Origin of the sequence: Mucilaginibacter gotjawali (assembly GCF_002355435.1) — a bacterium.
In the GTDB taxonomy this organism is placed as follows: domain Bacteria; phylum Bacteroidota; class Bacteroidia; order Sphingobacteriales; family Sphingobacteriaceae; genus Mucilaginibacter; species Mucilaginibacter gotjawali.
The window spans coordinates 436,199-457,319 of the sequence record NZ_AP017313.1 but is presented as its reverse complement, the minus strand read 5'-3'; the positions used below and the strand labels follow the sequence as shown (position 1 = coordinate 457,319).

The 21,121-nt window shown below is 44.0% G+C and carries 16 protein-coding genes; 5 read left to right on the top strand and 11 right to left on the bottom strand.

Features of this window, described 5'->3' with window-relative positions; genetic code table 11:
• Positions 1–34 precede the first annotated feature (34 nt).
• The 5 genes from ilvC to ilvD all read right to left on the bottom strand — a co-directional run bounded on the left by ilvC (position 35) and on the right by ilvD (position 6,173).
• Positions 35–1,093 (bottom strand): ketol-acid reductoisomerase, encoded by a 1,059-nt coding sequence (gene ilvC / locus MgSA37_RS02065; RefSeq protein WP_096349617.1) that lies wholly within the window; start codon positions 1,091–1,093, stop codon positions 35–37.
• Between the two features lie 151 nt (positions 1,094–1,244).
• On the bottom strand, positions 1,245–1,823 hold the full coding sequence (locus MgSA37_RS02060; RefSeq protein WP_096349616.1) for an O-methyltransferase: 579 nt from the start codon (positions 1,821–1,823) through the stop codon (positions 1,245–1,247).
• Positions 1,824–1,941: 118 nt separating this feature from the next.
• Complete coding sequence (ilvN, locus tag MgSA37_RS02055) at positions 1,942–2,532, bottom strand: acetolactate synthase small subunit (RefSeq protein ID WP_096349615.1); 591 nt, start codon at positions 2,530–2,532, stop codon at positions 1,942–1,944.
• 53 nt (positions 2,533–2,585) lie between these two features.
• Positions 2,586–4,301: a biosynthetic-type acetolactate synthase large subunit gene (gene ilvB, locus MgSA37_RS02050; RefSeq protein ID WP_375782353.1), complete on the bottom strand. Its 1,716-nt coding sequence runs from the start codon at positions 4,299–4,301 to the stop codon at positions 2,586–2,588.
• Positions 4,302–4,466: 165 nt separating this feature from the next.
• Entirely contained in the window at positions 4,467–6,173 is a 1,707-nt protein-coding gene (gene ilvD / locus MgSA37_RS02045) for a dihydroxy-acid dehydratase (RefSeq protein WP_096349614.1), read from the bottom strand.
• Between the two features lie 1,845 nt (positions 6,174–8,018).
• On the opposite strand from ilvD, the gene MgSA37_RS02030 reads away from it, so the two are divergent.
• Positions 8,019–8,897 (top strand): hypothetical protein, encoded by an 879-nt coding sequence (locus MgSA37_RS02030; protein WP_096349611.1) that lies wholly within the window; start codon positions 8,019–8,021, stop codon positions 8,895–8,897.
• A gap of 73 nt (positions 8,898–8,970) precedes the next feature.
• Here the strand turns inward: MgSA37_RS02030 and pnuC are convergent, their stop codons facing one another.
• Together pnuC and MgSA37_RS02020 are read right to left on the bottom strand one after the other, a co-directional pair.
• On the bottom strand, positions 8,971–9,567 hold the full coding sequence (gene pnuC, locus MgSA37_RS02025; protein ID WP_096349610.1) for a nicotinamide riboside transporter PnuC: 597 nt from the start codon (positions 9,565–9,567) through the stop codon (positions 8,971–8,973).
• A gap of 276 nt (positions 9,568–9,843) precedes the next feature.
• The gene (locus tag MgSA37_RS02020) at positions 9,844–11,895 is read right to left on the bottom strand and encodes a M13 family metallopeptidase (protein ID WP_096349609.1); all 2,052 of its coding nucleotides are present in this window, start codon (positions 11,893–11,895) and stop codon (positions 9,844–9,846) included.
• A 638-nt stretch (positions 11,896–12,533) separates the two neighbouring features.
• Between MgSA37_RS02020 and MgSA37_RS02015 the strand changes: the two genes are divergently transcribed.
• Both MgSA37_RS02015 and MgSA37_RS02010 read left to right on the top strand, forming a co-directional pair.
• Positions 12,534–13,673, top strand: a complete 1,140-nt coding sequence (locus MgSA37_RS02015) for an acyl-CoA dehydrogenase (RefSeq protein WP_096349608.1) — start codon at positions 12,534–12,536, stop codon at positions 13,671–13,673.
• A gap of 27 nt (positions 13,674–13,700) precedes the next feature.
• On the top strand, positions 13,701–14,942 hold the full coding sequence (locus MgSA37_RS02010; protein ID WP_096349607.1) for a peroxiredoxin family protein: 1,242 nt from the start codon (positions 13,701–13,703) through the stop codon (positions 14,940–14,942).
• 309 nt (positions 14,943–15,251) lie between these two features.
• Here MgSA37_RS02010 and MgSA37_RS02005 read toward each other — a convergent pair whose 3' ends face one another.
• The 3 genes from MgSA37_RS02005 to MgSA37_RS01995 all read right to left on the bottom strand — a co-directional run bounded on the left by MgSA37_RS02005 (position 15,252) and on the right by MgSA37_RS01995 (position 17,593).
• Positions 15,252–15,773, bottom strand: a complete 522-nt coding sequence (locus tag MgSA37_RS02005; RefSeq protein WP_157750385.1) for a hypothetical protein — start codon at positions 15,771–15,773, stop codon at positions 15,252–15,254.
• A gap of 697 nt (positions 15,774–16,470) precedes the next feature.
• The gene (locus tag MgSA37_RS02000) at positions 16,471–17,052 is read right to left on the bottom strand and encodes a non-canonical purine NTP diphosphatase (protein WP_096349605.1); all 582 of its coding nucleotides are present in this window, start codon (positions 17,050–17,052) and stop codon (positions 16,471–16,473) included.
• 4 nt (positions 17,053–17,056) lie between these two features.
• On the bottom strand, positions 17,057–17,593 hold the full coding sequence (locus MgSA37_RS01995) for a hypothetical protein (protein ID WP_157750384.1): 537 nt from the start codon (positions 17,591–17,593) through the stop codon (positions 17,057–17,059).
• 181 nt (positions 17,594–17,774) lie between these two features.
• Here MgSA37_RS01995 and MgSA37_RS01990 point away from each other — a divergent pair, with 181 nt between their 5' ends.
• A complete protein-coding gene (locus MgSA37_RS01990; protein WP_096349603.1) occupies positions 17,775–19,175 on the top strand; it encodes a peptidylprolyl isomerase in 1,401 nt (466 codons plus the stop codon).
• Between the two features lie 7 nt (positions 19,176–19,182).
• Complete coding sequence (locus MgSA37_RS01985; RefSeq protein WP_096349602.1) at positions 19,183–20,145, top strand: AAA family ATPase; 963 nt, start codon at positions 19,183–19,185, stop codon at positions 20,143–20,145.
• Positions 20,146–20,207: 62 nt separating this feature from the next.
• On the opposite strand, the gene MgSA37_RS01980 is transcribed toward MgSA37_RS01985, so the two are convergent.
• Entirely contained in the window at positions 20,208–21,002 is a 795-nt protein-coding gene (locus MgSA37_RS01980; RefSeq protein WP_096349601.1) for a PIG-L deacetylase family protein, read from the bottom strand.
• Positions 21,003–21,121 lie beyond the last annotated feature (119 nt).

Here is a 21,121-nt window from a genome sequence, read left to right as displayed (position 1 = left end):
TAACGACCCAAGACTTACGACTACAGACTTGTTATTATGCTTCTACCACCTGGTTTTCAGGCCTTAAACTGCGTACAGTTTTGCCTGCCTGCCACATTTCGCTGTCGCGAAGTTCTTTTAACTCCACATCCAGTTTTTCGCGGTAATCAGGTTGGCTGTTTAAGTCGATTGAGCGTTGTGATTCTTTGCCGGTTGCTACGCTGTTATATAATTCTTCAAATACAGGTTTTGTAGCATCGCGGAATTTCTTCCACCAATCCAATGCACCACGTTGAGCAGTGGTTGAGCAATTAGCGTACATCCAGTCCATACCGTTTTCAGCAACCAAAGGCATTAAAGATTGGGTTAACTCTTCAACAGTTTCGTTAAATGCTTCAGATGGTGAGTGGCCATTGCTGCGCAATACATCATACTGTGCTGCAAATACACCCTGGATACAGCCCATCAAAGTGCCGCGTTCGCCGGTTAAATCGCTGAATACTTCTTTTTTGAAATCGGTTTCAAATAAGTAACCGCTTCCTACTGCAATACCTAAGGCGATAACCCTGTCTTTTGCTTTACCAGTCGCATCCTGGAAGATAGCGTAGCTTGAATTTAAGCCACGGCCCTGTAAAAACATCCTGCGCAATGAGGTACCTGATCCTTTTGGTGCAACCAGGAATACGTCAACATCAGCCGGAGGGATAATACCGGTTTGCTCTTTAAACGTGATACCAAAGCCGTGTGAAAAATACAAAGCTTTGCCTGCCGTTAAATGTTTTTTTACGGTTGGCCATAAAGCGATCTGTGCAGCGTCGCTTAATAAATAGCAGATCACAGTTCCTCTTTCAAGGGCTTCTTCAATCTCAAAAAGGGTTTCTCCCGGTACAAAGCCATCATTCACCGCTTTATCCCATGTTTTTGTGCCTTTACGCTGACCAACAATTACGTTGATACCGTTGTCTTTTTGATTGAGCGCCTGGCCAGGTCCCTGAACGCCATAGCCAATTACAGCTACCACTTCATTTTTTAATACTTCCTGTGCCTTTGCTAAAGGGAACTCTTCGCGGGTTACTACGTTTTCTTCAGTTCCGCCGAAATTTAATTTTGCCATCTTAGTTGGTTTAATGATTACACCGATTTTGTTTTGATTGCACCGATGCCTTGTTTTAATTGTATAGTTTTTATTTTTTTGATTTCACCGATTGATTTTGATTTCACCGATTTTTATTTTCACCTTTCACCACTCACTATTCACAACTCACCTATTTCTTTGTTATTATTACTATGCCGGTTGCCCATCCCATTTTTGTTAGGATGATATCGTCGCGACTGTCAAGGTAGGCAATCAGCTGGATTGCTTTCTCTGCATGGCCAGTAGGCCAGTTTTGCTGCGGCAGCATATCATCTATAATATAAATGCCTCCCTTTTCAACCATATCCAGCACTTCATCCAGCAATAGATATTTTCCGGGCCAGGTATCTGCAAAAACAAAGCTGAACTTTTTGCCTGCGTTTTGTTTGATCCAGTCGGCCCCATCGGTACAAATCAGCCTTAACCTTTTATCCACCCCTAAATTCTCTTTGGCGATATTTAAAAACGTTTCATCATTATCAATGGATATTAATGTGGATTTTTCATCCATCCCATCCAAAATCCAGGTGGTTGACAAACCTGTACCCGTCCCCAGCTCCAAAAACTTACCCCCCGGCTTTGTAGCGGCCAGCGTCTTCAGCAAAGAACAAGTAAGCACTTCCGATGGCATGGTAAAACCATTGGCCTCAGTAGCTTCTTTGATCGCGTTGTACGCTAATGGGTATTTTTGTTTAATTTCTTCAAGCATGATGCCGAGCCCCCTAGCCCCCTAAAGGGGGAACAAAACGGGTTTATTATTTATTATTAACTGTTCTTTAATTACTTTAAATCGCCGCCACGCTTCCCCCTTTAGGGGGTCAGGGGGCTTACATCGAGAACACCTTCTGCCCCTGGTTCAAATATTCATTTTCAATCACGTCTTCACCCGGTTCAAGTCTTTCAAATTCCCGCAGTTTCGAGTTAAAGCCTTCGCTGTCCTTGATAATGGCAACACGTGCGCTCCGTACAAATTCTATCAGGCCATAAGGCTGTAGTATGCTGATCAGGTTGTCGGTTTCTTCGCGGTGTCCGGTTGTTTCAAATACCGTGTAGTCCTTGCGGATAACTACCGCCCGGGCGCCGTTCTCGCGAAGCAAACGCTCAACACTTACCTTTTCGGCAATTACATCTGTTGATACTTTATATAAGGCCAGTTCCTGCCAGATCACATCCGCATTGGTATGGTAATATACTTTCAATACCTCTACCTGTTTTTCAATCTGACGGCAAAGTTTCCGTACTACATCTTCTGATTCAGTGATCACGATGTTGAACCTGTGGATGCTTTCGATCTCCGAAGGAGAAGTATTCAAGCTGTCGATATTGATTTTGCGGCGCGTAAAAATGATCGCAATCCGGTTCAAAAGCCCTATCTGGTTTTCGGTGTAAACGGTTATGTTAAATTCCTGTTTTTCCATTTTAATCTTTTTTAAACCCCATAATAGGACGCAAAATTTTGCGTCCCTACGCGTTATTTTAACCTGATCTCACTTACGCTGCATCCCTGCGGTACCATCGGGAATACGTTATTTTCCTTGGTTACCATTACTTCCAGCAGGTAAGCGCCTTTGCTTTCCATCATTTCTTTTAATGCCGGCTGCAAGTCGGCCCTGTCTGAAATACATTTACCGCCAATGCCATAGGCGGCGGCAACTGCTACAAAATCAGGACTTTGAATATCTACAAATGAATACCTGCGTTCGTTAAACAGTTCCTGCCATTGGCGCACCATGCCCAGGAAACGGTTGTTCAGGATAATGATCTTGATATCCACCTTGCTTTGCATCACGGTGCCCAGTTCCTGTAAGGTCATCTGGAAACCGCCGTCGCCGATGATGGCGATCACGTCGCGCTCCTGTGCGCCAAATTTTGCGCCTATCGCCGCAGGCAAAGCAAAACCCATGGTACCTAAACCACCGCTGGTAACGTTGCTGCGGGTTTTGTTGAGATTGGCATAGCGGCAGGCCACCATCTGGTGCTGGCCCACATCGGTTACAATAACCGCATCGCCTTTGGTTAATTCGTTCAGTTGTTTGATTACCTCGCCCATCGTCATTTCGTCCGAGGTGGGGTTTAATTCATCATGAATAACCGCTTCAACTTCCTGGCGGGTAAACTCTTTAAATTTATCGTGCCATTCGGTAAGTACTTTACGTTCTACCAGTTCGGTCAACATCGGCAAGGTTTCTTTACAATCGCCCCAAACAGGCACGGTTGATTTTACGTTTTTGTCGATCTCGGCAGGGTCAATATCCAAATGGATCACCCTGGCCTGCTTTGCATATTTATCCAGGCGGCCGGTAACCCGGTCGTCAAAGCGCATGCCTATGGCAATTAATACGTCGCACTCGTTGGTTAATACGTTAGGGCCATAATTGCCGTGCATACCCAGCATACCAACGTTTAAAGGATGATCTGTGGGGATAGCGCCGGCGCCTAATATGGTCCAGGCCGCAGGGATGCCGCTTTTTTCGACAAAAGCTTTAAATTCCTGCTCGGCGCTGCCTAAAATTACACCCTGGCCCCAAATGATGAACGGCTTTTTAGCCTGGTTGATCAACTCTGCCGCCTGCTGAATATATTGCGGACGAACAATTGGCTTCGGCCTGTAGCTGCGGATATGGTTGCAGGGGGTATAGCCTTCGTAATTAAATTTCTGGATTTGCGCATTCTTGGTGATGTCTATCAAAACCGGTCCCGGTCTGCCGCTTTTAGCGATGTAGAAAGCTTTGGCAATCACTTCAGGGATTTCACTAGCATCGGTTACCTGGTAGTTCCATTTGGTTACCGGGGTGGTAATGTTGATCACATCTGTTTCCTGGAAAGCATCGGTACCTAAAAGGTGTGCAAACACCTGGCCTGTGATGCAAACCAATGGCGTACTATCAATTTGCGCATCGGCTAAGCCGGTTATTAAATTGGTGGCGCCCGGTCCGCTGGTAGCAAATACCACGCCTACCTTGCCCGAGGTACGTGCATAACCCTGGCCGGCATGGATCCCGCCCTGCTCATGGCGGACCAAAATATGGTTCAGCCTGTCATTATAATCATATAAAGCATCGTAAATGGGCATGATAGCACCACCCGGATACCCGAAAATGGTATCTACCCCCTCAATGATCAAAGCGTCAAGCAAGGCTTGTGATCCTGATAATTCCACAGGTGATTTCACCGATTTTTCCGTGATTTCACCGATTTCCTGTGTGCCGATTGTTTGTGTCTCCACTGTATTTATTTTTTGGGATTTCACCGATTTAAAAAAGTGATTTCACCGATTAATATTAGTCGTTTGTTATTGGGTCATGGTAACTGCTTAAACCTTTCAGCTTTCGCCTTTTACCTTTCACCGTCCTTATTCGTCCGTAACACAACCTTCAGCAGCTGTGGTAACGGTTTTTGCATATTTATATAAAACGCCTTTGGTTACCTTTAATGCCGGCTGGATCCATTGTGCTTTGCGGGCAGCGAACTCTTCGTCGCTGATCATTACATTTATGGTGCGGTTAATCGCATCAATAAAAATCCGGTCGTTATCCTTAACAAAGGCAATACCACCCCCGTCATACGCTTCGGGAGTGATGTGACCGACGACGAAGCCGTGGGTACCCCCTGAAAACCTGCCATCAGTAATTAACGCTACCGAACTGCCCAAACCTGCGCCAAATATGGCAGAGGTAGGTTTCAGCATCTCGGGCATGCCCGGTGCGCCTTTCGGCCCAACGTTGCGGATCACCACCACATCGCCCGCTTTAACGCGGCCGCTCTGGATGCCGTGGATCAGTTCAAACTCGCCATCAAATACACGGGCAGGGCCTTCAAAGCTGGTACCTTCCTTGCCGGTTATTTTGGCTACGCTACCACCTTCGGCTATGTTACCGTATAAGATCTGCAGGTGGCCGGTTGCCTTAATAGGGTTTTCAACCGGGCGGATTATTTGTTGTGTTTCAAATTCCAGGTCGGGTACATCCTGCAGGTTTTCAGCAACAGTTTTACCTGTTACGGTTAAACAATGGCTGTGCAGCCAGCTTTGGTCCATGCAGTATTTCATTACTGCTGGCACACCGCCAATTTTGTGGAGGTCCTCCATCATGTATTTACCGCTTGGTTTCATATCTGCCAAAACCGGGATGCGGTTGCTGATGGCCTGGAAATCATCCTGCGTTAGTTTGATGCCCACGCTTTTTGCCATGGCAATTAAATGGAGCACTGCGTTGGTTGAACCGCCCAAAACCATAATGACCACGATGGCGTTTTCAAACGCTTCGCGGGTCATGATGTCTGACGGTTTGATGTCCTTTTCTAATAGGATTTTTATCGCTTTACCGGCTGCTAAACATTCGGCATTTTTCTCATCGCTGATGGCCGGGTTTGATGAAGAGTAAGGCAAGCTCATGCCCAAAGCCTCGATAGCGGCCGCCATAGTATTGGCTGTATAGATGCCGCCGCAGGCGCCTGCGCCGGGGCAGGAGTGTTTGATAATTTCTTTAAAATCGATGTCGTCTATCTGCCCGGCAATTTTTTTGCCCAGGGCCTCAAATGCCGATATGATATTTAAGTCTTCGCCTTTATAATGGCCGGGTTTTATGGTACCGCCGTATACCATTATAGATGGCCTGTTTAAACGGCCCATTGCCATTACAGAGCCAGGCATGTTTTTATCGCAGCCGGGGATGGTGATCAGCCCGTCATAATATTGCCCGCCAACAACTGCTTCGATGGAATCAGCAATGATATCGCGGCTCACCAATGAATAGCGCATCCCTTCGGTGCCGTTGCTCATGCCATCGCTAACGCCTATGGTGTGGAAAACCAAACCAACCATATCCTCTTCCCAAATGCCCTGTTTAACCAGTTTGGCCAGGTCGTTCAGGTGCATGTTGCAGGTATTCCCATCGTAACCCATACTTGCCACGCCTACCTGCGCTTTTTGCATGTCGTCGTCTGTTAAACCAATGCCGTAAAGCATGGCCTGGGCGGCAGGCTGGGTAGGGTCCTGCGTGAAAGTTTTACTGTAGCGGTTTAACTCCGTTGCCTGTATGGTATCGTTAGATGTACTCATTTTATAATGCTGTATCAGCTGTATTTAGTAAAAGAATCTTTATAAAACCTTTTGGTCACCGGGTTTTATAAATTGGTCTTTGTAAGATAGACATACCCCAAAGGAATCGCAAGGATTTAATCAGAAAACTTCAATTGGTATTTAATTCTGTTTATTTTAAATATTCAATATAAAAGTATGAATAATTTACAAATTACAGAATATAATATTTTACAATTTATACCAAAGTTCAAAACGGTATTCGGTATTGATTTTATGCATGCATAGCAAAGTGTCGGTTTTCTGCCTGAAATTGCGTTTTGGGGTGAAAAAGTTGGTGTTTTTGCCAATGAGGGATGATGTGCGGATGGGCGGAATAATAAACTTTGTTATTGCTGGCGTAGCGCGGCAATCGCGAGGCGAACGGGTGGCCGCCGTGCATTCCTTTTGTCTGAACTTGGATGCGTAGGATTAAAGGATTGATAGGATTTTTGCCGCGGATAAAAAGGCAGCTGTTCTTTGCGTTTTAGTCCAAATCCTCAGAAGCAGTATAAACGATTCAGCGCAAATACCATCAACCAAAGTTCATCAATGGAAACTTGTAGCTTGTAGCGTTGCGCAACACGTGCAATACCCTGCAACAAAGCGCAACAAAACTGATAATCAACAATTTAAGTGCTGGCAAAATTTTGTCAGTGACAAAATCTTGTCAGCACTTTTGCCGGGATTACGGCCTCTTATGACCAAAATGCCAGGTGGATCCTTAACTAAACGACATTGATTTGCAGATTGGGGAATTTGTTGATGCCTGGATTGAGGAGAGGGGCGGATAAGGGGATTTAAAAAACTTTGTCATTGCGTAGCGCGGCAATCGCGAGGGGTACGGGTAGCCGCCATGCATTCTTTTTGTCTGAACCTGGATGCGTAGGATTAGAGGATGATTGGATTTTTTGCGGCGGATTGAACTCCCCCCTTCCACGTTGTCGATGTCCTCATCGACAATCTTCGTGATTAGGGGAACGAAGTGCATTTGCTTATGGGTTAATACCTAACAATTGTTGGCATCTCGGTTTGTTGGAGAAAACTTTAGCAAAGGCGGGAAGTTAACGATACCGGCATAAATTATAATCCTTACCCCAGTATTGGACATTGATATTAATTTAAGCGCTTAAATTGTTGAGTATCCAAGTGGCAAACACTTGAACTGGCGAAGAATGATTTTATGCCAGCAAAATTAATTATCGTTTACAGTTCGGGTTGAAGATATATCTTATCACAATTATTAATAGGCGAAAAATGAAGCCAGTCCACACGATCAAAGTATAGTAGAAAAACTGTGGCAAGGAGACCCTCCTAATAACTATCAAAATTACAACGGTCATCAAAAACAAAAACCAAATAATGGCAGCAACAAAAATCCAAGTAGAAAGCCTCCCTCTCCTGTAAACAAGTCGAACAAACTCATTCACTTCGGTTTGAGCTTTAGTCATTTTTAGATTCTGCGATTCTTCTTTGATCATCAATTAATGAAATATAGACAAATATCAGAGTTAAAACAATACAAATCTGAAATGCGACAAATGATGTACATTTAAGAACAAATGTTCAGCAAAGTATCCAAAAAACGATATAAAATGATGGAAATATATTTTGGTTATTCTGGTTGAATATTTAAGGAATTTTGTTATGCCATTTTAACTATATTCCTATGGGAGATGCGCAACCTTAATTCAAAATGTCAACCAACTTTAGAGAAATTTATTACAATTTGTGAGTTTCGCTGAGGCCTTTCATAAAAGCAGATATCGCGCCTAATCAAATAATTGCTTTTATCGCTTTTTAATTTATCTTTATGTTTTATTGAAAATGGCCGTTAAACCAGAAGCAAAACAAGATACGTCGGAAGACGGAAAGGAAAATTGTTTTATCATTACCCCTATCGGTGCAATTGATTCCGAGACATTTAAAAAAACAAAAGGGCTTATTTCGTCCGTCATCGCCCCAATTTTAGAAGAATTTAACTTTAAAGCGGTTCCCGCTTACGAAATAAATAATAGTGGGTCAATAACAAAGCAGATACTCAAAAGTATTTTGAATGATAAATTAGTAATTGCAAACCTAACAAGTTTAAATCCCAATGTCATGTACGAATTGGCTGTTAGACACTCCATTCGATTGCCAATAATTACTATGGCGGAGTACGGGACAATGTTGCCTTTTGACATCAATGATCAACGAACGATTTTCTATCACGACACATTACTCGGTTCAGAAGATGCTAAACCTAGACTACGGGAAGCCATTAAAGCTTCTTTGGCAGATAAAAGTATTGACAACCCAATTTATCAGGTAATAGAAGAAAAAACAATAATACAGGCGGTTAGCGGCAAAGAACAATCTTTTAATGAGTATCTTATAAGGAGGTTAGATCAATTAGAAAATAGTCTGAACTCTAATAAAACCGCATCTTTTATTCACAATGTAAATCCTGATATTAATACCCTTAGCAACCTTTTTAACTCTTCTATTGAGATAGAGTTTGAAGACAACGCAATATCTATAGAAGAAATGTCCAGCATTATCACTAACATCGTTCAAAGTCACCTAAAAGGCTGGATAATGTCTTGGCCCGGAAACGGAGTCGTAATATTACACAGTTTGAAGCCAAAAGATAAAAATTCAATAATTAACGTTATGGCGGCATTGAAAACTGCTAAAGGGTTTCAAATAACAAATGTCCATTAACATTACGTTCATTGATTTGTAAGTTAAAAACCGCTTTGTTCATCGACATGATTGTTAATTTATTGCCCAACCCTCACCCCACCTGCCGCTTATATTCCCTCCTCCAGTCAAAATAACCCCATAGAGCGAGGATGACATACACGCCATACATTATGGCGGTTAGCTCGAGGTGCTTGAAAATGAAGATGCCGATGTAAATAATATTGACAAAGATCCAGATCAGCCAGTTTTCTAAAACTTTACGGGCTAAAAATACCCTGCCCACCAGGCTGCAGGCGGCACAAAAACTATCAAGGAAAGGAAAAGAAGCAGGGGTATATTTTAACAGTGAGCCTAAAATAAAGGTAAAAATAACAACGGCGATACCAGCATAAATAAGCTCCGTTTTGGTAACGATTAAAACAGGGGTTTTTTCTTCTTCATCGGGCGCCTGGCTCCAATAGTACCAACCGTAGATGTTCATGAGCATAAAATAAACCTGCAGGCCCATGTCCGCATATAAATGCGCTTTAAAAAAAATGAAAATGAAAATGCCAACGCTTACAATTGCAATAGGCCAGTTCCAGATATTATTAATGGCCGCCAATGCCACGCACAAAAGCCCGGTGACAACACCGATAATTTCGAGCCAGGTTTGCTGGTGTAACCAATCTTGCAGGAAGTAGATCATATATGTCGCCCAAATATAGATAAAGTTTTAAAAGAGAACAGGTTGAAATTAAGGCCTGAAAATGTTGGTCTGGCACCCGAAGTAATATATGCTAAACGTTTTCCACCCTCTTTGCCGATTTCGGCAGAGAGGGTCAGCAAGCGTAGCGACGCTGGGGTGAGTAAACTCGCCGCCATGCACGGGCGGTAATGTCCGCAGGGTTGACTCACCCGGTCATTGCTACGCTCGACCAGCCCTCTCTGCCGAAATCGGCAAAGAGGGCAAAAAATTGGTTACCTACCAGATCTTCACCCTCTTCTCCGGATCCAACCACATTTTATCGCCCTTTTTAATATGGAAAGCCTCATAAAATTCAGGCACATCGGTAAAAGGGCCGTTTACGCGCATAAAGCCGGGCGCATGTTCATTGGTGAGGATCTGGCTTAACAGGGCTTCCTTTCTTTCCTGTCCAAGCCATCCCAGCGAATAACCCAGGAAAAACCGCTGAACCGGGGTTAACCCGTTAATGGGTTTACCCTCTTTATACTGGTCGGTTTTTTTAAAAGCATCTAGGCCGATTACAATTCCACCCAGGTCGGCAATGTTCTCGCCTAAAGTTGCCTTGCCGTTTACATGCTGCCCGTAAATACTGTAGCCGTTAAACTGGCCGACAAGCATTTGGGCGCGTTTGGCAAATTTTACCGAATCCTGCGGCTGCCACCATGCTTTTAAATTACCTTTCGCATCGTACTGCCGGCCCTGGTCATCAAAACCATGGGTCATTTCGTGGCCTATAGTGGATGCCGCTGCATAGCCGTATACTACCGCGTCGTCAATATCTTCATCCTTAAATCCCGGTATCATAAACTGCGCCGCCGGCAATACAATTTCGTTATTTGACGGATTATAATAGGCGTTATAAGTTTGCGGTGTTATGCCCCATTCGGTACGGTCAACCGGCTTACCCAGTTTATTGGCATCAAAGCGGTGCCAAAAATTGTTGGCACGCATCACATTTAATGCAAAGGGTCCGCGGTCAATGGTCAGCGTCGAAAAATCTTTCCAATGGTCGGGGTAACCCACTTTAGGCATTACTTTGGCCAGCTTGTCATAAGCCTTTTGTTTGGTTTGTTCGCTCATCCAGTCCAATTTCCCAATGTGCTCTTTAAAGCTGGCGCGCATCGCTTCCACCAGATCAACATAACGTTTCTTCGTTTTTTCGGGAAAATATTCTTTCACAAACAATTGCCCGAGCACTTCGCCCATCAAACCATTTTCGTTATCAATCACCCGTTTCCATCGCGGCAACTGTTCTTTTACACCATATAATATAGTTCCGTAAAACCTGAAGTCCTCCTGGTCAAAAGGTTTGCTCAGGTTTGAGGCAAAGGCCGATACCAGGTTTTTGCGCAGGTAATTTTTCCAGTCGTCTATGGTAAATAGGGTAAGGGCCTTGTTAAGCGCCCGGTAATATTCAGGCTGCCCCACAATTACGGTGTCCACATTTTTATAGTCCATTTTTTCGAACGTGCCCTTCCAATCGATAGCTGGCGTAAGTTTGGTTAAACCCCCGAGCGGCATTTTATTATAATTATGATAAGGGTCGCGCAGATCCTCCAGCTTTCGCGAACTATCAGCTAAAAACCTCTCCAATTCATAAGTTTTTTTGGTGGCTGAAGCGGCTTCCGGCCCGGTCAATCCCAAAAGGTTAAAAACAATAGGCAAATGTTTTTCCTGGTAATCGGTGCGGATAGCTACGCTATGCGGATCAGCGTTAAAATAATAATCGCGGTTGGGTAAGCCTATGCCACCCTGGAACAGCTGCAGCATGTTTTTATTACTATTTTTTGCATCCTGCCCTATACCGCAGGCAATGGGTGTTTCAACACCAATTGTCTGCAAATGCGCAAATTCATCAACCAGGTCGCTAATGTTTTTTAGGCTATTAATCTTGTCAAGTTCAGGCTTAAGCGGATCAATACCTTGTTTTTCAATAGCAACCGTGTCCATCCCGCTGTAATAAAAATCGCCGATCATTTGCGAGCTGGTTCCTTTTTCAGCATTGGCCTTTAACGCTTCAAGGTTTAATTTCTTAAGGCGGTCCCTTAATTCTTCTTCCACCACATTGCCTATACCCCATGAAGGATAAGCCGCCGGGATCGGGTTCTTTTTCAGCCAGGCGCCATTGGCATAATTAAAAAAATCGTCTCCCGGCTTTATTGTGGTATCTATATTTTTTATGAGAGCATCGTTTGCTGCATAGTTCTTTTGTGCGTTATTGCACGAAACAACTGCCAGGGTACATACTGCAGTTGCCAGCAAGGTCCCGAAAATCCGTTTTTTTGTCATCTGAATCGTTTATGTGTAGGTAATAAAATACAAGTCTTGTATGAAATAACAGACAATTCCCGGCCAAATACCCCCTATTTACGGTACTGTCCGGAAAATTGAATAATAATATCGATGATATGGTCAGTTCTGTTTTATGATTAATAAGTTCAATCGTTATCTGAAAAAAATTAAAAAATAGTCATTTATCAAATCTGCAAAAAGGCATTAAGGGTATTAATTCATTCTAAATCAGCTGTAAAATCCAGTAATACAAGTATAAACTTTTCAAATACGATATCATAATAGTTAAAAGTAAAATTTTAAGTACACTTTATTAAGGCACCGTAGCAGTTTACACTTTTGCCGGGAAAATGGGATGACTTTAACCGTTTGAAAAAATTATGGCTTAACATTTGTTATAATTTTATCGGCCCTGCAACATCTGTGAAAAAATAAAGATATACATCTACCTATGTAAAAACTTTAAATTGAATTTCTCAGACGCCCAAGCTGAGGTTTTTTTGTTCTTTGTTTTGGGTTTAATCAATAGTTTAAATTAATTAGGGGAAAGGGAGCTTCAAAAAGGCTCTCTTTTTTATGTCCTATTTTTTACTATGCATGCATAATATTATGTTTGTGTTTTAAATCTGCTTATCATGTATTTTCAATTCACAGAAGAACAAGAAATGATCCGCCAGGCGGCGCGGGATTTTGCACAAACCGAACTTAAGCCGGGCGTAATTGAACGCGACGAACACCAAACCTTCCCCGCCGAACAGGTAAAGATGCTGGGCGAACTCGGTTTTTTAGGGATGATGGTATCGCCTGATTATGGCGGCGCAGGTATGGACGCCATCTCCTACGTTTTGGTAATGGAAGAATTATCAAAAATTGATGCATCCACTTCCGTTGTTGTTTCTGTTAATAATTCATTGGTTTGTTACGGGCTCGAAAAATATGGCAGCGAGGCCCAGAAACAAAAATACCTGGTACCGCTGGCCAAAGGTGAAAAGATAGGCGCGTTTTGTTTGTCCGAACCGGAGGCAGGATCTGATGCTACCTCCCAGCGCACCACCGCTATTGATATGGGCGACCATTATTTATTGAACGGCGTAAAAAACTGGATCACCAATGGAAACTCTGCATCAACTTACCTGGTTATTGCGCAAACCGATGCCAGCAAACGCCACCATGGCATTAACGCCCTGATTGTTGAACGCGGCATGGAAGGTTTTACAGTGGGGCATAAAGAAAACAAACTGGGTATCCGCGGATCAGACACGCATTCATTAATGTTTACTGATGTGAAGGTGCCCAAGGAAAACCGTATCGGCGAAGATGGCTTCGGGTTTAAGTTTGCCATGAATACTCTGGATGGCGGCCGTATTGGCATCGCCTCACAGGCTTTGGGCATTGCATCAGGCGCTTATGAACTGGCGATGGCCTATGCCAAAGAACGCAGGGCATTCGGGAAAACCATCGCCGATTTACAGGCTACTCAATTTAAACTGGCGGATATGGCTACCGAGATAGAGGCTGCCCGCCTGCTGTGCCTTAAAGCTGCATGGCTGAAAGATAAAGGGCTGCCCTATGCCCAGGCCAGTTCGATGGCGAAACTTTATGCATCAGAAGTAGCGATGCGCACTACCGTTGAGGCAGTGCAGATCCACGGCGGTTATGGCTTTGTAAAGGAATACCACGTGGAGCGTTTAATGCGCGATGCCAAGATCACCCAGATCTATGAAGGGACCTCGGAAATTCAGCGGATTGTAATATCCCGCGAGGTGTTGAGATAAATTGATCAAATTTTAATACGTTTGAATATGCTATTAAAAACACGACATATTCTATCGGCATTATTTATTTGCTCCATAATTTATACCGCATCGGCACAAACAAAATTACCAACCGGTGTCTGGCGCGGCGCCTTAAAAAACTCGGCCGGCGGCCAACTCCCTTTCAATTTTGAGGTGAAGGATACCGCGGGCGCACAGCAATTGGCCATAATTAATGGCGACGAACGTTATAAAGTAACAGCCATTAAATCAAAGGGTGATTCGGTTTTTATACACATGCCCTTGTTTGATTCGGAATTTAAATTGAAACTGGATGCATCAGGCTTAAGCGGAAACTGGATAAAACATTTAGGTAACAGCGATGCGATAATGGCTTTTAACGCCGTGCCAAATACAACCTGGCGCTTTTTTAAAGACCCGGAAAAACCCGCGTATGATATCAGCGGGCGCTGGTCGGCTATATTTGGCGGAGGCGACACCCGGGATACTTTGGTGGGAGAGTTTAAACAAAGCGGTGCTAAATTAACCGGCACCTTTTTAAGCACCAGCGGCGACTACCGCTATTTGGAAGGTACCGTTGCCGGCAACCAAATGTATTTATCGTGCTTTGATGGCGGCCATGCCTACATCTTTACCGCAAAAATTAACGACGATAAAACATTAAGCGAAGGCAAGCAGTATTCAGGCTTCTCAGGCCTGGATACCTGGAGCGCGGTGAAGGATGCTAATGCCAAATTGCCTGATGCTTATTCGCTCACCGCATTAAAACCCGGCTACAAAAAGATAGCTTTCACCTTTAAAGACATTAACGGCAAAGAAGTATCCTTAAGCGACGCCCGATTTAAAAACAAGGTGGTTATTGTACAGATCCTGGGCTCGTGGTGCCCTAACTGTATGGACGAAACGAATTATTTTGTAAGCAGCTATTATCCCAAATACCATAATAAAGGGGTAGAAGTGATCGGCCTGGCCTATGAGCGCACCACCGATTTTGCCAAATCGCAACGCACCCTGCAGCAAATGAAAACGCACTTTAATGTACCCTATCCATTACTGATCACCGGCTTTACCCCTGCTGCCGGCGACGCACAAAAAAGCCTGCCCATGCTGGCCGATTTTAAGGGCTTCCCTTCTACCATCATCATTGATAAAAAAGGCGAAGTACGTAAAATCCATACCGGCTTCAGCGGCCCGGGTACCGGCGTTTATTACACCGAATTTATTGATGAGTTTCAGAAACTGACGGAAGATCTGCTGGCGGAGAAGTAATTGGGTCATTTGCTTCGCGCCATTGGGTCATTAGGTCATTGGTTGGGCGGATATACCATACAAAAAACTTGAACAAACCTAAAAATCATGTCATGCTGAGCTTGTTTCAGCATCCACACGCTTAGCCGCGCGCTAAGTAACCGGGCGCTGAGCCGCCCGTTGGTGGTGCACCTGTCATTCACTTACCTTTCACTGGGTTACCTGTCTATGAGATCCCGAAACAAGTTAGGGATGACATATAGGAAGCTATTTTTGTCATTGGCTCATTGGATGACCGGCGAAAGTGAAGAACGTAGCTGATAGATGCCTTCAATAATCCTTCCTTATTTTTTCAGCGGCAAATATGCTGTCGGCCTGCTGGCGGGTGATGGTGTCGGCACGCCTGCCTGCATCATCGTGATAATAATAATAGAAAACAGAATCGTTTAGCCGGCCTCTCCCGAATTGAGTTTCAATCATCACCTCCCTTTTATTACCATGCTGGCTTGTAAGGCCATAGTAATCTAACTCCTCTTCTATTACACAACCAGTATCAATATATATGTATTTTTTTTGATGCCCTATCAAACTGTCGGCTGGCGCCCAACGCACCCGGCCTTCGCTGCTTTCTTTTATTTGCCATTTTTCAGGAATTACAGGTATGCCCAGGTTTCGTCGTTTCGTGTTAAATTGAGGCCCGAATTGAGCCTGGCAAACGTTTCTTTTATAGGCTTTGATGTCATCATAACCGGGAATGCAGAAGATAATAACCATCATTAAGGCACTGAGAAATATCTTGCGGGGCCGTTCAATTCCTTCCAAAATACCACGCACGATATATGCTATTACCATAAATAAAAAGCTTGCGAGTTCAGCAATTAACCAGCCAAGGGATATTATTTTAATATAGATCAGTATATAAATCCATAACAATAAAAAAAGGATTGTAAAGCATAGAGAAAGTTTTTTAAATATTTTCATGGCGTAGGGCAATGTCATTAAGTTAAGGAATATTAATATCGAACACCCAATGCCGAATATTGAATAATGAAGTAAGAAACTTCGAAATTCGACATTCAAAATTCATTATTCGATATTAATTCCCTTCACTTTTTCCTTAACTTAATGACATTGGGCGTAGGGTCAAAGGCTTAGCCGGTTTATGGCAGCTCAAATCTAAGTAAATAATATAATTGATTTAGGTAGATAGGGACATTGCTTATCATCTATCCAACCAATGACCTAATGACGCTCCTTGTTCCATCTGTCATCCGTCGGCCCACCACACTATGCTTCGAGAGCCTCAGCATGACACCTTCGCGTTACTTCATTTCTCTTGCGAAACGCTATCCACCCACCCAATGACCTAATGCTCCAATAACGTTCCTTGTCCTACCTGTCATCCGTCAGCCCACCACACCATGCTTCGAGAGCCTCAGCATGACACCCCTTTTGCCCCAGATAATACCACACGCTATCCAAACCATCCAATGGCTCAATGACCTAATGACTCAATGACCTTATGACGCAAAGCTAATGACCCAATGACTTAATGCCCCAAAGACAAAAACCCAATCAATTTTTCCACTGCCCTGGCGCGGTGGCTGATGCTGTTCTTTTCCTCCATGCTCATTTCGGCAAAGGTGATATCGTAACCATCAGGCTGAAAAATCGGGTCGTAACCAAAACCTTGGGCGCCTGCGCGTTCATGGCGGATGGTGCCTTCTACTGTGCCTTCAAAAAAATGCTCTTCGCCGTTCCATATCAGGGAGATCACGGTACGGAAACGGGCTTTACGCTTGGTTTCGCTGGCTAATTTTGCCAGCACTTTATCCATATTGGCTTCATGGTCGCCGTGGGTGCCTGCATACCTGGCCGAGTAAACGCCGGGTTCGCCGTTAAGGGCGTCAACTTCCAGGCCGCTGTCATCGCCAAAACAATCCAGTTTATATTTTTGGTAGATATAGTGGCTTTTTATAGCTGCATTTTCCCTGAAGGTATGCCCCGTTTCGGGGATGTCCTCATCGCAGCCAATATCATTAAGGGTTAATAATTTTATCTGGCTGCCAACTTTGGCCGCTACTTCATCCAGCTTATGGCGGTTATTGGTTGCAAAAACTAATTGCCGCATACTATTACCATTGTTTCATTTGTTCCCAAAATACCTTTTTCATCTCGTTGTTATCCATCATTTCATCAAAACTGAAAGTGAATAAGGTGCGGGCGTTACCTACCTGTACCTGTTGATTAACCGCCGGAGCAGCAAGCCCTTTGGGCAAAGCGTGCCTGCCCATGATCAGCAGTTTTTGAGGCTTAAAATAAGTTAGCAATTGCTCAAATACTGTTTCCTTGTAATTGGCCAGGTTCAAAATCGCTACATCATCCTGTTCAAAACCCAGTCGTTTCAGCGTATTTTCAAGCGCGGTTAAATACGGGGCGGGCATACACTCAAGCCCGGGGTAAAAAACCAGGATCAGGCAATGTTTTTTATGCTTGCCGAGGTAATTAAAATCAGGTGCAGGCGTTTCAATTTGGTGTACAGGCGCTTGTAAAACAGGTTCAGGCACATTTGCAGGGATTTCGGCAACAGGCTTAACTATTTTGTCATTATTTAACAGGTAAAGGTCATCCTGGAGTATAAAACTAAAAGCAACAGGGTTTTCTATTCTCACTTTAACAAATTTTAACAAAAGTAACTAAACAGTTTGACGCATTATCAGCATATTCGCACAATTATAGCTGCCGCTAATCAATTCCGGTTAAATGTTCAGCTATAATTAATAAATTTTACCGAAATTCGGAGTTTTTAACGCGCCCGGCAAACCGGGTTAAGTTTTATTAGTATCGAGATACATGAGAAAGTTTGGGTTAGTCCTTTTAAGTTTTACATTATTCATATCCCTTGCCCGTGCGCAACAAAAGCATACGCTTGATAAAATAGCGGCGGTAGTGGGTGGCAGCATTATCCTGCAATCGGATATTGAGTTAAAATATGCCACCTATCTTGCGCAGGGCAATCCGGCAAACCCTGCTGTAAAATGCCAGATAGCGCAAAGTTTTGTTACACAAAAACTATTGGCGGCGCAGGCTATTATTGACAGTATTGATGTGAAGGATGATGAAGTTGACGCCGATATTGACCGCCGTATGCGCGGTATGATAGGCCGTGCCGGCAGCCAGGACAGGCTGGAGCAATTTTTAGGCCGCTCCGTTATTCAATATAAAGACGAAATACGCCCTGACATTAAGGAAGAGCTGATCGCCCAAAAAATGCAGCAAAAAATCACTTCCGATGTTAACACCACACCGGAGGACATAAAAAAATTCTTTAACACCATCCCTAAAGATAGCCTGCCAACCTTTAACAAAACGGTTGAGGTGGGCGAGATCCAGTTTAACCCGAAATTAAACGAAACTGAAAAAGCCTATTTCCGTGCAAAGGCACAGGATTTATTGGATCGTGTAAAAAAAGGGGAAGATATGGGCGCTTTGGCCCGCCTGTACTCACAGGATCCGGGTTCGTCATTACAGGGCGGCGATATGGGCTTTGCCGATCGCAGCACTTACGTAAAGGAATTTACTGCCTGGGCCTTCAGGCTTAAAGCCGGAGAACTTTCGCCGGTGTTTGAAACAGAGTATGGCTTTCACTTTTTACAGGTGCTTGAACGCCGCGGCGAACAGGTGCATGTACGGCATATCTTAATTATCCCAACAGTAACTGACGCCAGCCTGCAAAGGGCAAAGGCAAAAGCCGATAGTGTTTATGACTTTTTGACAAAGAATAACAAAATATCTTTTTCAAACGCTGCCGCTTATTACTCGGACAATAAAGACACAAAATATAACGGTGGTATGATGCTGAATGCATCTGACGTTGAAACCCGTACCACTTATATCCCGACAGATAAACTTGATCCGCAGGTAGCACTTGTAGTTGACACCATGAAAGTGGGCAGCATGTCAAAACCGCTGCTGTTTACTGATGCTGCCGGAAAAAAGACTTATAAAATTTTGTACCTTAAATCAAGCACCAACGCCCATAAGGCAAACCTGGTAGATGACTATCCCAAAATAAAGGAATATGCCACCAACGATAAAATTAACCGTAAGGTGAGCGAGTGGTTCCAGAAAAGGCGTAAGCAAACTTTTATTAAGATTGATCCGGAATACCAGCAGTGTACCAATATGAAAGGATGGGCAAGCCCCGTTGACGAAAGCATGGTAACTACAACCCCGGCAGAAGTTAAACCTTAACCATAATATGCAACACCGTACCGAAGTAGAGGCTGCTGATGCTTTAAGGCAGGCTTATCAGCAAATAAGCGCCGAAATAGGCAAAGTAATTATTGGCCAGCAGGAAGTATTAAAATTTGTACTGATCTCTATCTTTAGTAACGGACATTGTTTGCTGGTTGGTGTGCCAGGCCTGGCCAAAACCCTGCTGGTACAAACCGTTGCCCAGGTATTGGACCTTGATTTTAAGCGCATACAGTTTACCCCCGACCTGATGCCTTCGGACATTATCGGTTCGGAGATTTTGGGCGAGGACCGTAACTTTAAATTTATACCCGGCCCGGTGTTTGCAAATATCATCCTGGCTGATGAGATTAACCGTACCCCGCCAAAAACCCAGGCCGCCCTGCTGGAGGCCATGATGGAAAAATCGGTAACAGCAGCGGGCATCACCCATCGGCTGGCGCAGCCGTTTTTTGTTTTAGCAACACAAAATCCTATTGAGCAGGAAGGTACCTATCCGCTGCCCGAGGCGCAGCTTGATCGTTTCATGTTTAACGTAGCCCTTGATTATCCTACTTTCCAGGAAGAATTGCTTGTCGTAAAAAATACCACCAGCAGCCAAAAAACAGAAGTAAAAAAACTACTCAGCGCCGAACAGATCATTTACTTTCAGCAATTGGTTAGGAATATCCCGGTTACTGATAACGTGCTTGAATATGCGGTTAAACTGGTTGCCAAAACCCGCCCCAATGGCGAAATGGCCGCACCACAGGTAAAACGCTTGTTAAACTGGGGCGCTGGCCCCCGTGCTTCGCAATTTTTGATATTAGGGGCTAAATGCCATGCCGTGATCAACGGGAAATATTCTCCGGACATTGAAGATGTACAGGCCATTGCCAAACCCATACTCCGCCACCGCATTGTACGCAGCTACCATGCCGAAGCCGAAGGGCTTTCAGCTGATGATATCATCGAAGGGCTGTTTTAATTGCGGAATGCTGATTGCTGAATGAGCTTAATCTGCAATGGGAGCTGTAGATGCCCTGACGCTCACAGACCAATAATCCCTGCTCTTTTGTCCCCGGCTTTAAAATGGATAAATGCTTCGGCAGCTTTAACGCCGGCTTCCAGCCCCCTGAATTCTTCCAGCGGTTTAAAATAATTGTTATAGGTATTTACCGGGTCCTGCGTTTGGTGTGCAAACATAGCCTGCTTTTTCTTTTCCTGTTCAGCGGTAATATCAACATAATCAGTCGGTGTAAAGGCCATAGTTTCAACCCCGGTATTTACCTCGTAAAAGTATAGATCAAACTTTCTGCCCGATCGCACCCAGGCAGTTAAGCCTAATAGTCCGGTAACCTGGTGATCGCGGTGCGCGTCAACTGGCCATTGGGTAAAAACAATATCAGGGGTTAAGGCCGCCAGCATTTTCGTCGCTTTGTCGTTCCATTCTTTATTCAAAATACTGTCACCATCAATCTGCCCGGCAAACTGTGGTGTCGCGTTTACTATTTTGCAGGCGGTTTCTGCTTCTTTGGTTCGCAGCGCTGCCATCCCGGCATGGGTTTTATTTGGATCGCTGGCTTCACCACGGGTAAGGTATAAAAAGGTAACGCTGTGCCCGGCTCCACTGTATTTAGCCATGGTGCCGCCGCAGCCAAACTCAGGGTCGCCCGGGTGGGCGCCCAGGCAAACTATGTGCAGTTTTTTACCGCCGGTGTTTACCTTTTTTAGCGGCTTAAATGGTTTTGCATCTGCATTTACCAAAGGAGCAAGGGTAAGGCTACCTAATGTCAAAGCCGAAAGTTTAATAAAATCGCGCCGGGCCGGTTTGTTTTTTTCCATAGATTAAATGTAGATTATTTATAATAATGTAGTATATCTTATATTTTGACCATACCTCTTTTCATTAAGTTGATTCAATGAGCATAATTAAGCGATATATTAGTACCATCATTACAAAC

Excerpts from the sequence above, each read along its gene's own strand:
- pnuC (WP_096349610.1), bottom strand. The coding sequence starts at position 9,567 with ATGATCTACTTCCTGCAAGATTGGTTACACCAGCAAACCTGGCTCGAA.
- MgSA37_RS02015 (WP_096349608.1), top strand. The coding sequence starts at position 12,534 with ATGTATTTTCAATTCACAGAAGAACAAGAAATGATCCGCCAGGCGGCG.
- MgSA37_RS02010 (WP_096349607.1), top strand. The coding sequence starts at position 13,701 with ATGCTATTAAAAACACGACATATTCTATCGGCATTATTTATTTGCTCC.
- MgSA37_RS01985 (WP_096349602.1), top strand. The coding sequence starts at position 19,183 with ATGCAACACCGTACCGAAGTAGAGGCTGCTGATGCTTTAAGGCAGGCT.
- ilvD (WP_096349614.1), bottom strand. The coding sequence starts at position 6,173 with ATGAGTACATCTAACGATACCATACAGGCAACGGAGTTAAACCGCTAC.
- MgSA37_RS02000 (WP_096349605.1), bottom strand. The coding sequence starts at position 17,052 with ATGCGGCAATTAGTTTTTGCAACCAATAACCGCCATAAGCTGGATGAA.
- MgSA37_RS02060 (WP_096349616.1), bottom strand. The coding sequence starts at position 1,823 with ATGCTTGAAGAAATTAAACAAAAATACCCATTAGCGTACAACGCGATC.
- MgSA37_RS02030 (WP_096349611.1), top strand. The coding sequence starts at position 8,019 with ATGGCCGTTAAACCAGAAGCAAAACAAGATACGTCGGAAGACGGAAAG.
- MgSA37_RS02020 (WP_096349609.1), bottom strand. The coding sequence starts at position 11,895 with ATGACAAAAAAACGGATTTTCGGGACCTTGCTGGCAACTGCAGTATGT.
- MgSA37_RS01980 (WP_096349601.1), bottom strand. The coding sequence starts at position 21,002 with ATGGAAAAAAACAAACCGGCCCGGCGCGATTTTATTAAACTTTCGGCT.
- ilvC (WP_096349617.1), bottom strand. The coding sequence starts at position 1,093 with ATGGCAAAATTAAATTTCGGCGGAACTGAAGAAAACGTAGTAACCCGC.
- ilvN (WP_096349615.1), bottom strand. The coding sequence starts at position 2,532 with ATGGAAAAACAGGAATTTAACATAACCGTTTACACCGAAAACCAGATA.
- MgSA37_RS01990 (WP_096349603.1), top strand. The coding sequence starts at position 17,775 with ATGAGAAAGTTTGGGTTAGTCCTTTTAAGTTTTACATTATTCATATCC.
- MgSA37_RS02005 (WP_157750385.1), bottom strand. The coding sequence starts at position 15,773 with ATGGTAATAGCATATATCGTGCGTGGTATTTTGGAAGGAATTGAACGG.